The organism is Streptomyces sp. Y309 (genome assembly GCF_056712025.1).
The window spans coordinates 237,181-249,199 of record NZ_CM160048.1; the positions used below are offsets into that span (position 1 = coordinate 237,181).

10 protein-coding genes are annotated in these 12,019 nt (G+C 72.6%); 1 reads left to right on the forward strand and 9 read right to left on the reverse strand.

Going from position 1 to position 12,019, the window contains the following annotated elements; translation table 11 throughout:
- From AC0KTA_RS01010 to AC0KTA_RS01050, 9 genes are all read right to left on the reverse strand, one after another.
- Complete coding sequence (locus tag AC0KTA_RS01010; RefSeq protein WP_481053166.1) at nucleotides 1–1,584, reverse strand: glycoside hydrolase family 43 protein; 1,584 nt, start codon at nucleotides 1,582–1,584, stop codon at nucleotides 1–3.
- On the reverse strand, nucleotides 1,581–2,423 hold the full coding sequence (locus AC0KTA_RS01015; protein ID WP_481053167.1) for a DUF6807 domain-containing protein: 843 nt from the start codon (nucleotides 2,421–2,423) through the stop codon (nucleotides 1,581–1,583). Before AC0KTA_RS01015 ends, AC0KTA_RS01010 begins: the two co-directional genes overlap by 4 nt.
- Nucleotides 2,420–3,589, reverse strand: a complete 1,170-nt coding sequence (locus AC0KTA_RS01020) for a Gfo/Idh/MocA family protein (protein WP_481053168.1) — start codon at nucleotides 3,587–3,589, stop codon at nucleotides 2,420–2,422. Before AC0KTA_RS01020 ends, AC0KTA_RS01015 begins: the two co-directional genes overlap by 4 nt.
- Nucleotides 3,586–4,920: a pectate lyase family protein gene (locus AC0KTA_RS01025; RefSeq protein ID WP_481053169.1), complete on the reverse strand. Its 1,335-nt coding sequence runs from the start codon at nucleotides 4,918–4,920 to the stop codon at nucleotides 3,586–3,588. Before AC0KTA_RS01025 ends, AC0KTA_RS01020 begins: the two co-directional genes overlap by 4 nt.
- Nucleotides 4,921–4,925: 5 nt before the next feature.
- Nucleotides 4,926–5,834 carry a carbohydrate ABC transporter permease gene (locus tag AC0KTA_RS01030; protein ID WP_481053170.1) on the reverse strand — a complete coding sequence of 303 codons (909 nt, stop codon included), beginning with the start codon at nucleotides 5,832–5,834 and terminating at the stop codon, nucleotides 4,926–4,928.
- Nucleotides 5,831–6,772, reverse strand: a complete 942-nt coding sequence (locus AC0KTA_RS01035; protein WP_481053171.1) for a carbohydrate ABC transporter permease — start codon at nucleotides 6,770–6,772, stop codon at nucleotides 5,831–5,833. Before AC0KTA_RS01035 ends, AC0KTA_RS01030 begins: the two co-directional genes overlap by 4 nt.
- A 106-nt stretch (nucleotides 6,773–6,878) precedes the next feature.
- The gene (gene araD / locus AC0KTA_RS01040; protein WP_481056726.1) at nucleotides 6,879–8,636 is read right to left on the reverse strand and encodes an L-arabinonate dehydratase; all 1,758 of its coding nucleotides are present in this window, start codon (nucleotides 8,634–8,636) and stop codon (nucleotides 6,879–6,881) included.
- Between the two features lie 65 nt (nucleotides 8,637–8,701).
- Entirely contained in the window at nucleotides 8,702–9,607 is a 906-nt protein-coding gene (locus tag AC0KTA_RS01045) for a dihydrodipicolinate synthase family protein (RefSeq protein ID WP_481053172.1), read from the reverse strand.
- Entirely contained in the window at nucleotides 9,604–10,260 is a 657-nt protein-coding gene (locus tag AC0KTA_RS01050) for a GntR family transcriptional regulator (RefSeq protein WP_481053173.1), read from the reverse strand. Before AC0KTA_RS01050 ends, AC0KTA_RS01045 begins: the two co-directional genes overlap by 4 nt.
- A 201-nt stretch (nucleotides 10,261–10,461) precedes the next feature.
- On the opposite strand from AC0KTA_RS01050, the gene AC0KTA_RS01055 reads away from it, so the two are divergent.
- Nucleotides 10,462–12,003 carry a phosphatase PAP2 family protein gene (locus tag AC0KTA_RS01055; RefSeq protein ID WP_481053174.1) on the forward strand — a complete coding sequence of 514 codons (1,542 nt, stop codon included), beginning with the start codon at nucleotides 10,462–10,464 and terminating at the stop codon, nucleotides 12,001–12,003.
- The last annotated feature ends 16 nt before the right edge of the window (nucleotides 12,004–12,019 follow it).

Below are 12,019 nucleotides of genomic sequence, written 5' to 3' on the forward strand. Positions count from 1 at the left end.
TCAGCCAGTGATGCGGAACCGTGTGAACGTGGCCGTTCCCGGATGCCGTCCGCCGGACGGGGTGAGCGCGAACAGGCCCAGCAGGGCGCCGACCCAGCGCCACGGGGTGGCGGCGAAGACCGGACCTGAGGGCTCGAAGCCGTTGCCCGTGTCGGCGAGGAACCGGCAGCGGGCGCCCGCCCCGGCCTCGATCCGCAGCCGGGCACGGCCTCGCGGTGCCGGCCGCGGGTGTGCCGCGTCGCGCTCGTGGTCGGCGACGGCCTCGGCGAACCGGTGCACCAACTGGACCGTCCCGTCCACCCCGCGCTCCAGGCCGATCCAGGAGTACGCGTCGCCCAGGACGGCGAACCCGGCGCGCGCCCCCGGCTCCTCGGCGGACAGGGTGAGCTCCACCTCGGCGGCGCACGGGACGGCGGGCAGCCGCTGGGTGAGCACATTCGGCAGCCCGCGCAGGTCGTGCGCGTCCGCCGACTCCACGCACACCAGGCGCAGGCCGTCGCCGGAGTGGTGCGGGGCCCAGCCGTCCTGCGGGTTGGCGGTCCACTGCCACTGCCGCCCGAAGCGCCCGCCGGGAAAGTCGTCGTCGGTCGCGGGCGCGGACGGCGGCTGCCGGGGCAGGGCCGGCTTGCGGTGGACGCGGACGGGGGCGCCCGCGTCGCCGACGACCGGCCAGCCCGCGCCGTCCCAGCGCATCGGCTGGAGGTGCACCACCCGGCCGTACGCGCCGCGCTGCTGGAAGTGCACGAACCAGTCCTCGCCGGACGGGGTGCGCACCCAGCCGCCCTGGTGGGGGCCGTTGATGTCGGTCTTGCCCTGCTCCAGGACGATCCGTTCCTCGTACGGGCCGAAGAACTCGCGTGCGCGGAAGGCGCCCTGCCAGCCGGTCTCCACTCCACCGGCCGGTGCGAGGATCCAGAACCAGCCGCCGTGCCGGTACAGCTTGGGGCCCTCCAGCGTGAACCAGCCGGGGATGCGGTCCGCGTCGACGATCACCTTGCCCTCGTCGAGCAGGTCGGTCGCGTCGGGCCGCATGCGGTGCCCGGTGAGCCGGTTCTTGACGCCGGCACGGGACTTGGCCCAGGCGTGCACGAGGTAGGCCTCGCCGGTCTCCTCGTCCCACAGGGGGCAGGGGTCGATGAGGCCGCGGCCCGCCTTGACCAGGTGGGGGCGGGTCCAGGGGCCGCGGATCTCGGGCGAGTTGACCTGGTAGACGCCGTGGTCGGGGTCGCCCCAGAAGATCCAGAAACGGTCGGCGTGGTGCCGGAGCGACGGCGCCCAGACCCCGCGGTCGTGCCGGGGCCTGGCGAACTCGGCGGCGGGTTCCAGGCGCTCCAGGGCGTGGCCGACGAGCGTCCAGTTGACCAGGTCGCGCGAGTGCAGGAGCGGCAGTCCGGGGGCGCGGCCGAAGCTGGAGGCGGTGAGGTAGAAGTCGTCGCCGACGCGGATCACGTCGGGGTCGGACCAGTCGGCCGCGAGGACCGGGTTGCGGTAGGTGCCGTCACCGAGGTCGGGGCCGACGGGGCCGGGGTCGGATCCGGTGGTGCCGGTGCCGGGGTGGGTCGTCTCAGGGTCGGGGCCGGTCATGCGGTCACCGCCTTGCGTATCAGGGTCGCGGCCTCGGTCCGGTCCAGGCGGCCGTCGGCGACGACGGTGACCACGCGGCGTACGACGGTTTCGCCGGCGGGGATCGGCAGGCGCTCGGCGTGTGCGAGGGACGAGCCGACGCCCGGGTAGTCGGCGGCGCGCACGAACCACGGGTCGCGGCGGGTCTGTTCGGTGGCCCCGGCGAACACCAGGGTCCAGTCGCCGCCCGCGAGCGCGAGCCAGTCGGCGCGGCTGCCGTGTGCCGCCGCCTCGCCCTCGGCGTCCGGCGTGAACACGTCGGGCACCGCCGCCTCTTTGGGCGCTCGCCAGAAGAAGCCGCCGTACCCCGCGCCGTGGCGGCCGTTGGTGGCGGGGCTGCCGCAGGAGAGGTCCCGGCCGCTGGTGTTGGTGAGCGAGAAGGTGAAGTCGAGGGCCCAGGCGGCGCCGGTGAGTTCGGTGGCGGCGACCGTGCGGCGCTCGCGCAGGAGCTCGCGGCCCGCGGCGGTCCAGCGCAGCTCCTCGACGAACCCGTCGGAGTCGCGCAGTTGGAAGCCCACGTGCTGCTGGGTGCCGTGGTTGTCGAGCTCGGTGGGGCCCTGGTCGCGCACGAAGGTCCGGCCGCCCCAGAAGTTGTGCCCCTCGACGTCGGGAACGGCGACACCGACGCCGAGGTGGTGCGGGTGGTCCCCCGGCGCGCGTTCGGTGACGGCGGTGCCGCGCAGGGTGGTGACCGGGTGGAGATAGGGCCGGGGCGAGAGCTCGGCGGGCAGCTCGGGCCGGACGGTGTGGGTGCCGACGGGCCGGCCGGCACAGCGCAGGACGAGGGAGTCGTCGTTCACGAGGTGGTCACCTCTTCGGCGGGCGCCCAGGCGGCGCCGAGTTCGGAGTACAGGGCGAGGGTGTCGGCCGCCGTGGCGACCAGGCCGTCGATGCCGTCGACGACGCGGCGGGGCGCGCGCTCCCCCGGTGCGGCGTGCCAGGCGCTCGCGGGCAGTGGGACGGGGTCGGGTGCCTGCCGTACCGCTTCGACGACCTTCATGAAGGCGCTCGTCGCGGCGGCGGGCACCAGCAGCTCCGCGCCCCGGGTCAGGTGGTCGACGAGGTTCTCGAGGAGGTCCGTGCGGTCGTGCAGATACTCCTCGGGTCCGTGTTCGGCGCGCTGGACCAGGACGCGGTCCTGCTTGTACCAGAAGGTGATCCGGCCGCGGCCGCCGTGCACTTGGACGTACGGTTCGTCGGGTTCTTCGGCGCACAGGGTCGCCGCGACGGTGACGTGGCGACCGCGTGCGGTGGTGACGCGTACGCAGGAGGTGTCGTCGCATTCGATGGCGTTGGCGCGGAACAGCTCGGTCTCGATGCCGGTGACGTCCTCCGCCCGGGTGCTGCCGTCGAGGGCGAGCGCGGTCGCGACGGCGTGCGCGAGGGGGTTGGTCAGGACGCCGTCGACGACGTCGGCTCCGTTCATGCGGCGGCGTCCGGCCCAGGGCGCGCGGCGGTAGTACGCCTCGTCGCGGGCCCAGGCGCCGGCCGCGCCGACGCCGAGGACCTCGCCGACGGCGCCGGAGTCGACCAGGGCGCGGATCGCGGGCACGGCGTGCGAGCCGAGCGACTGGAAGCCGATCTGGCAGGCGACGCCCGCTTCGGCGGCCGCGGCGGTGATGCGGGCGAACTCCGCGTACGACGGAGCGGGCGGCTTCTCCAGGAGCAGGTGGACGCCCCGCTGGGCGGCGGCGAGCGCGAGCTCGGTGTGCGTGGGGATGGGTGTGCACACCACGGCGAGCCGTGCCCCGGTGGCGTCCAGCAGGCCCGCGAAGTCGGCGGACTGCGTGAGCGGCGCGAAGCCGTCGAGCTCGGCGGGCGTCAGGGGCTCGAGTTCGCAGATGCCGACGAGGCGTACCCGGCCTGCGCGGTGCAGGCGGCGGATGTTCTCCAGGTGCCAGCGGCCGTGGCCGCGGGCGCCGGCGAGGACGACGGGCAGAGCGGTGTCACGGAGGGACGTGGTCATCGGATCCTCCCGGCTCCCGCGCCGCGCGCGACGTCGTGGTCGGCCCGCGCGGCGCTCTGGACGGTGCCGTGCAGCGTGGGCGTCCAGCCGACGTCGGCGGTCAGGTCGCGTTCGCTGCCGGAGTTGTAGGCGCTGTTGATGGCGAGCAGATCGACCGGGTAGCCGTTGAACAGCGTGCCGGTCTGGTGCAGGGCCGTGCCGTTCCAGCTCTTCACCAGGTCCGCGGCCTCGACGTGGCCCGGCGTGGTGAACGCGTTGTTCTCGGCGTACACGGCGGACTCGGTGGAGATGCCGAGCGCGTAGCGGAAGTCGTGGGCGTCGGCGGGGACGACGTGCCGGTTGTTGTAGACGTGCACCTGGCCGAAGCGGACGCGCGGGGCGCGCTGCACGACGCCCGTGAACTCGTTGTGGTGCAGGGTGACGCGGAGCTTGCCGCGGTCGCCCGTGGCCGTGTCGCTGTTGCCGATGAGCATGGCCTTGTCGTGGTCGGCGAACCGGCTCCAGGAGACGGTCACCAGGTCGGAGCCGTTGGTGATGTCCAGGAGGCCGTCGTGGCGCAGGAAGTTGCGCCCGAAGTAGGTGGGCTCGTCCGCGTCGGGGCGGCCCTTGTCGCTGAGGGTGACGTGGTCGATCCACACGTGCGTGGCGCCGCGCAGCCAGAGGTTGTCGTAGGCGGTCTTCCAGTCGCCGAGGCCGCCGCTGTTGGGCTGCCAGACGGGGAAGCAGTCGTGGGCGTCGCGCACGTCGAGGTTGCGCACGATGACGTTGTCGGCGTCCTTGATCTGGAGCGACGCGCCCTTGAGTACGGCGCCCGAACCGAGCCCGACGAGGGTGGTGTGGGAGCCGACGGTCAGCTCGACGCGCTCGGCCTGGCGGGCGGCGGACGCCTGCCGGGCCTCCTCCTGCGGGCCCGACGGCTTGGCGGCGCCCCAGGTGCGCGGGTCGTAGGCGGCGAGGTACTTCTTCAGGGAGTACCCGTCGGTCGCGTAGTCGGCGCAGTCCAGGCGCTTGCCGCGGTCGTCGGTGTTGGCGTCGATGGTCCCGGCCACCTTGATGATCTTCGGGGTCGCGCTGCCGCCGTCGAGGGCGCGGACCAGCTCGGCCCGGGTCCGTACGGTGAACACATGGGCGTCGTCGGCCGCGGCGCCGCCGGTAGTGCCGCCCTGGGCGGCCGCCCAGCCGTCGTCGGGCGCGAGCGTGTCGCGGCTGATGTCACGGCCGATGTCGCGGCCGGGGTCACGGGGTTCTGCGGCGGCGGGCACCCCGAGGCAGGCCAACAGGGCTGCCACAGCGGCGAGTTGGGCGGCCCATCCGACGGATCGTCTACGCATGGAGGTCATCCCTTCACCGCCCCCGCGCTGAAGCCGGTGATCAGCCACTTCTGGATGAAGGCGAAAACGATCACGACGGGTACGGCGGCGACGATGCCGCCGGCCGCGAGCGCGCCCAGGTCGACGCTGTCGGCGCTCATCAGGGTGTTCAGGCCCACCGGGATCGTCTGCTTGCCCTGGTCGCTGAGGAACATCAGGGCGAACAGGAAGTGGTTCCAGCTGTGCACGAAGGCGAAGGAGCCGACGGCTATCAGGCCCGGGCGGAGCAGCGGCAGCACGACCACGCAGAAGGCACGGAAGCGCGAGCAGCCGTCGACCCAGGCCGCCTCCTCCAGGGAGGGCGGCACGTTCTTGATGAAGTTGCTGATGAGAATCATCGACAGCGGCAGCTGGAAGACGGTCTCGGCGATGATGACGCTGCCGATCGAGTTGATCATCTCCAGGTTGGCGAAGATCTCGAAGAGCGGTACGAGGAGCAGCGCGCCCGGCACGAACTGGGAGCACAGCAGGGCCAGCATGAAGCCGCGCTTGAGGCGGAAGTCGAAGCGGGCGAGGGCGTAGCCGCCGGCCAGTGCGACGACGGTGGTCATCACCAGCGTGGCGACGCCGATGAGGACGCTGTTCTGGAAGTACGTGCCGAAGCTCCGCTCGGTCCACACCTTCTCGAAGTGCTCGAAGGTGACGGGCCAGGGCACCAGGGAGGTCGAGCCGGCGGGGCGCAGCGCGAAGAGCGCGATCCAGTAGAACGGGATGAGCGTGAAGACGAGGTAGACCCCCAGCGGGAGGTAGATCTGCCAGCGCGGCACCTCGTCCCAGGAGCGCTCGCGCTTCTTCGGCCGCCGTGGGCCGCGGGTGTCGAGGGGGTTGCGCGGGGTGGAGGTCACGGTGGGCGCTTCCGCATCCTTGGTGATCACTTGCTGTCGCCTCCGAACTTGCTCAGGCGCAGATAGAGCACCGAGCAGAAGAGCAGGATCACGAACGCCACCGTGGTCAGGGCGGACGCGTAGCCGAAGTCGTGGGCTTCGACGCTGGTGGTGGCGACGTACAGCGGCAGGGTCGTCGTCTCGCCCGCGGGCCCGCCGCCGGTCAGGGTGTAGAGCAGGTCCACGTTGTTGAACTCCCACACCATGCGCAGGAGGGTGGACAGGATGATCGCGTCCTTCAGGTGCGGCAGGGTGATGTGCAGGAACTGCCGCAGCCGGTTCGCGCCGTCGACCTCGGCGGCCTCGTACAGGTCCTTCGAGACGGACTGGAGGTCGGCGAGGATGAGGATCGCGAAGAAGGGGACGCCGCGCCACAGATCGGCGACGATCGCGGCGGAGAAGACCGTTCCCGGGTCGGAGAGCCACGAGGTGCCGTACTCGCCGATGCCCAGGTCGGCGAGGTAACGGGTGATGCCGGTCTGGGAGTTGTAGAGCAGCACCCAGATCACGGAGGTCAGCACTCCGGAGACCGCCCACGGAGAGAACACCAGGGCCCGGCCCAGGGCGCGTCCCGCGAAGGTCTGGTTGACGATCAGCGCGAGCGCGAGCCCGAACAGGAGCTGGAGGCCGACCTCGACGAACACCCACTTGGCGCTGAAGGCGAGGGTGTCCCAGAACAGCGGGTCCTCGGTGAAGGCACGGGTGAAGTTGTCGAGGCCCGCGAAGCCGTTGCGCCAGGGCTTGGTGGGGTTGTAGTGCTGCAGGCTGTAGTAGAAGACGCTGATCACCGGGTAGGCGATGAAGCCCAGCATCAGCAGCGCGGCGGGCGCGATCAGCAGATAGGGAAGCCTGCGCGGGGTGGCTCCGGCGCGGCGCCGGGGGCGCTTCGCCGGCGGCGGCTTCTCCGCCACGGCTGCGGCTTGGGCCATGACTGGCTCTCCGTTCTGGGATGGTTCGGGTGAAGCGCTTCGCAGACGATGTTCGAGATTTCGTACAAAGAGAAGCCTGGGGGCGTTCGGGTGGCGGGGTGTGCGGTCAGCCCGCGTACGGGTCCGGCACCTGGCCCGGCCTGGCCAGGAACGCGAAGTCGCAGCCGGTGTCCGCCTGGGTGATCTGCTCGCTGTACAGCGCCCCGTAGCCGCGTTCGTACCGCTCGGGCGGCGGTGTCCACGCGGCCCGCCGCCGCGCCAACTCGTCTTCCGGTACGTCGAGGTGGAGGCTGCGCGCCTCGACGTCGAGGGTGACCGGGTCCCCGGTGCGCACCAGCGCGAGCGGCCCGCCGACGTACGACTCCGGCGCCACGTGCAGCACGCAGGTGCCGTAACTCGTGCCGCTCATCCGGGCGTCGGAGATCCGCACCATGTCGCGCACCCCTTGGGTGAGCAGGTGGTCGGGGATCGGCAGCATGCCGTACTCGGGCATGCCGGGGCCACCCTTGGGTCCGGCGCCGCGCAGCACGAGCACGCTGTCCGCGGTGATGCCGAGGTCCGGATCGTTGATGGTGCGCTGCATGGTTCTGTAGTCGTCGAACACGACGGCCGGGCCGGTGTGCTTCAGCAGGCGCGGGTCGGCGCTGATGTGCTTGATCACGGCGCCGTCGGGGCACAGGTTGCCGCGCAGGACGGCGAGTCCGCCCTCGGCGGCGACCGGGTTGCCGCGCGGCCGGATCACGTCGTCGTCGTGCACGAGCGCGCCCGCGAGCTGCTCGCGCAGCGTGTCGTGGGCGACCGTGGGCCGGTCCAGGTGCAGCAGGTCGGGGATGCGGGACAGGAACCCGGGCAGGCCGCCCGCGAAGTGGAAGTCCTCCATCAGGTATCTGTCGCCGCCAGGGCGGACGTTGGCGAGGACCGGGACCGTACGGGCGATGCGGTCGAAGTCGTCGAGGGTGAGCGTGACTCCGGCGCGCCCGGCCAGGGCGATGAGGTGGATGACGGCGTTGGTCGAGCCGCCCAGGCCGAGGACGGTGGTGACCGCGTCGGCGAAAGCCTCTGGTGTGAGGAGGTCGGACAGCTTCCGGTCGCGGTGGACGAGGTCGACGACGCGCAGTCCGGACGCGGCGGCCATGCGGTCGTGCCCGGAGTCCACGGCGGGGATCGAGGAGGCACCGGGCAGCGTGACCCCCAGGGCTTCGGCGGCGGCGGTGAGCGTGGAGGCGGTGCCCATCGTCATGCAGTGGCCGGGCGAGCGGGCCAGACCGCTCTCCAGTTCGGCGAGCTCGCAGTCGCCGATGAGCCCGGCCCGCTTGTCGTCCCAGTACTTCCACATGTCGGTGCCGGAGCCGAGGACCTCGCCGCGCCAGTGGCCCGGCAGCATGGGGCCCGCCGGCACGAACACGGCCGGCAGGTCGACGGAGGCCGCGCCCATGAGCAGCGCGGGCGTCGACTTGTCGCAGCCGCCGAGCAGCACCGCGCCGTCCACCGGATAGGAGCGCAGCAGTTCCTCGGTCTCCATGGCGAGGAGGTTCCGGTAGAGCATGGGGGTGGGCTTCTGGAAGGTCTCGCTCAGCGTGGCCACCGGGAACTCCAGCGGGAAGCCGCCCGCCTGCCACACCCCGCGCTTGACCGCCTGGGCGCGGTCGCGCAGGTGGACGTGGCAGGGGTTGATGTCGGACCAGGTGTTGAGGATCGCGATGACCGGCTTGCCGAGGTGCTCCTCGGGCAGATAGCCGAGCTGGCGGGTGCGGGCGCGGTGGCTGAAGGAGCGCAGGCCCGACGAGACGCTGCTGCCGTACCACTGGTGGCTGCGGAGCTGCTCCGGCGGGCGGGTCGTGGGCCCGCCGGGCGGGCGGGCTATGGACTCGCCCGGGCGGGTTATGGACTCCCCCGGCGGGCGGGACGCGGGGTTCCCCGGTGGGTGCGTCACAGCGACCACCCCGCGGCGATCGCGGCGACCTCGGCCCGCTCGGCCTCGGGCAGCAGGCGGCTGGGCGGGCGCACGTCGCGGCGGCACAGGCCGAGCGACGCGAGGGCCTCCTTGACCACGGTGACGTTGTTGGCGTGGGCGTTGGCGGCCCGCAGCTCCTCGAAGCGGCGGATCTGCGCCCACACCTTCATCGCGGCCGGATAGTCGCCGCTGCGCAGCGCTTCGATCATGGTCAGCGAAACGCGGGGGCTGACGTTGACGAGCCCGGAGGTGAAGCCGGTGGCGCCCGCGGAGAAGTACGAGGGCGCGTACGGCTCGGCGAGCCCCGCGACCCACACGAAGCGGTCCAGGCCCGCGTCCCGGGCGAACGCGGCGAACCGGGCGGCGTCCGGGACCGCGTACTTCACGCCGATCACGTTGGGGCAGTCGTCGGCCAGTTCGGCGAGCCGCGCCCCGGGCAGGAGCGCGTTGCGGAGGTAGGGGACCACGCCGAGCTCGGGCACGGCCTCGGCGATCGCCCGGTGGTAGTCGACCCAGCCCGCTTCCGACACGTACGGGTGCACGGGCTGATGGACCATCACCATCTGGGCCCCGACCTCCCGGGCGTGCCGGGCGGCGGCGACGGCGGTGGGCACGTCGTGCCCCACGCCGACGAGGATCACGGCCCGCTCCCCCGCCTCCTCCATGGTCGACTCTGTGACCAGGCGGCGCTCTTCGGGGGCGAGGGCGTAGAACTCGCCGGTGTTGCCGTTGGGTGTCAGGGTGCGCACGCCGCCGTCGAGCAGCCGGCGCAGCAGGGTCCGGTGCGCGTCCTGGTCGACGGTGCCGTCGGCGGCGAAGGGGGTCACCGGGATCGCCACCACGTCGGCGAGGGCGGCCCGCTGCGTCTCGTACGTCGTCACTTCTGACCGCCTTCTTCCTCGGCCTCGGGGAAGGCCCGGGCCACGAACGACGCGATGTGCGCGTGCAGGGCATGCGCCGCGCCGTCACCGTCACCTTCCAGGGCGAGCCGCAGGATCTCGCGGTGCTCGGCGGCCTCCCGCTCCCAGGACGGCTCGGCGGCCCAGGCAACCGCCGACACCAGAGCGGCCTGGTCCCGGACCTCGTCGAGCATCCTGCCGAGCAGCGGGTTGCCGCACGGCAGATACAGCGCGCGGTGGAACTCCCTGTTGGCGAGGGAGCGTTCGGCGGTGTCCGCGGCCTCGTCGGCGCGGGTCAGCGCCTCGTCCGCGGCGTCGAGGGACGCGCCGTGCCGCACCGTGCGCCGCAGCGCCTCCGGTTCGAGCAGCAGCCGCACGTCGTAGACCTCACGTGCCATGTCCGCGTCGACCATGCGCACCGTGACGCCCTTGTACTGGTTCATCACGACGAGCCCGGTGCCGGCCAGCGTCTTCAGCGCCTCGCGCACCGGGGTCTTGGACACCCCGAACTGCTCGGCGAGTTCGGTCTCCACCAGGGCCTGTCCCGGGCTCAGTCGCCCGGTGAGGATGCGGTGCTTGATCGCTTCCTGGACGTACTGGGTGCGGGAGGGGATCGGTATGGGCACGGAGGTCATGCACGCCTCTCGGATCTCGCGTATCACGTCTCATATATGACGTACGCCTTCAACGGGTCGAAGGTAAGAGGGCCGTGATGTTCCGTCAATGCCTACGACACAGAAGACGACGCGGAGGACAGAAAAAGAAGCCGGAGAAAGACGACCGGGAAACGGCGGATCCGACAGGAGAAAGGGCGGCCCGGCACGTATAACGGGGTCATGAGCGATCACCGTCCGGGCCGTGTCCGGCGTCTGCTGCGCTCCCTGGACCACGCCGCGTTCGACAAGGTCGCCACGCGGTCGTGGCCCGGTGCCGAGCGCGCCCTGCCCCGGCTGAGCCACAGCGCCAACCATGGGCTGCTGTGGTTCGGCGTCGCGGCCGGCATGTGGGCGGTCGGCGGCACCCGGGAGCGGCGTGCGGCCGTGCGGGGCGTGGCCTCGCTCGCCCTCGCCTCGGCGACCGTCAACACCTTCGGCAAGCGGGCCGTGCGCCGCACCCGCCCCGTGCTCGACGCGGTCCCGGTGATTCGTCATCTGCCGCGTCAGCCCATCACCAGCTCCTTCCCGTCCGGCCACGCCGCCTCCGCGGTCGCGTTCACCGTGGGCACGGCCCTGGAATCGCGCCGCTGGGGTGCGGCGCTCGCGCCCGTCGCGGCGTCGGTCGCCTTCTCCCGCGTATACACCGGCGTGCACTTCCCGAGCGACGTCCTGGCCGGCGCGGGCCTCGGGGCCGGTGCCGCCTTCGCCGTACGCGGCCTCGTCCCCTCCCGCGCGCAGCTCCCGCCGCCGGCCCGGCCGCGCGCCGACGCCCCGGCGCTGCCCGACGGCGAAGGCCTGTTCGTGGTGGTCAATCCGTCCTCCGGCGCGCAGCCTCAACTCGCCGATCCGGTACGGCAGTTGAAGATCGCCCTGCCTCGCTCCGAAGTGATCATTTACGAGCCCGACGCGGGGCCGCTGCCCGAGGTGATCGCGGAAGCGGCGCGTGACGCGGCCCGGTGCGGCGGCGTGCTCGGCGTCTGCGGCGGCGACGGCACTGTCAACGCGGCCGTGCTCCCCGCCCTGGAGTACGGCGTGCCGCTGATGGTGCTGCCCGGCGGCACCTTCAACCACTTCGCCGCCGACCTCGGCACCGAGTCCGTCGCCGAGGCCTGCGCGGCCGTGGCGCGGGGAACGGCCGTCCGCGTGGACGTCGGCCGGGTCTCCCCGGTCCCGGCCCCGCACTCCCCCGCCGGGGCGGAGGCGCACCCCGTGTACTTCCTGAACACCTTCAGCCTCGGCTCGTACCCCGACCTCGTACGGCTGCGGGAACGGTGGTCGCCGAAGATCGGCGGTCCCGCCGCCACCCTGCTCGCCGTCGGCCGGGTCCTGCGCACCACCGAGCCGCTGCGCGCCGTCGTCAACGGGCGGCCTCGCGCGATGTGGCTGCTGTTCGCGGGCAACGGCGCCTACCGCAACGTGGGCATCGCGCCGGTGCGCCGCCACGACCTCGCCGACGGCCTGCTGGACGTCCGCATCGCCCACGGCGGCCACTTCGCCCGCACCCGCCTGCTCGCCACCGCCCTCGCCGGCGGCCTCGCCCGGACCCGCTTCTACGCCTCGGCGCGCTCCCGGCACCTCGTCGTGACGGGCCTGCCCGACGGGACGCAGATGGCGTACGACGGCGAGGTGCGGGACGCGCCCACGGCCCTGCGCGTCGACAAGCTCCTCGAGGCCTTGACCGTGTACCGGCCCCTGGAGGAGCGGCCGACGCTGGACCACTGAAGCCCCGCTCTCTCTC

Bases quoted from the DNA above. Each gene is read 5' to 3' on its own strand.
- AC0KTA_RS01050 (WP_481053173.1), bottom strand. From the start codon at position 10,260: ATGACCTCCGTGCCCATACCGATCCCCTCCCGCACCCAGTACGTCCAG.
- AC0KTA_RS01025 (WP_481053169.1), bottom strand. From the start codon at position 4,920: ATGCGTAGACGATCCGTCGGATGGGCCGCCCAACTCGCCGCTGTGGCA.
- AC0KTA_RS01055 (WP_481053174.1), top strand. From the start codon at position 10,462: ATGAGCGATCACCGTCCGGGCCGTGTCCGGCGTCTGCTGCGCTCCCTG.
- AC0KTA_RS01035 (WP_481053171.1), bottom strand. From the start codon at position 6,772: ATGGCCCAAGCCGCAGCCGTGGCGGAGAAGCCGCCGCCGGCGAAGCGC.
- AC0KTA_RS01010 (WP_481053166.1), bottom strand. From the start codon at position 1,584: ATGACCGGCCCCGACCCTGAGACGACCCACCCCGGCACCGGCACCACC.
- AC0KTA_RS01020 (WP_481053168.1), bottom strand. From the start codon at position 3,589: ATGACCACGTCCCTCCGTGACACCGCTCTGCCCGTCGTCCTCGCCGGC.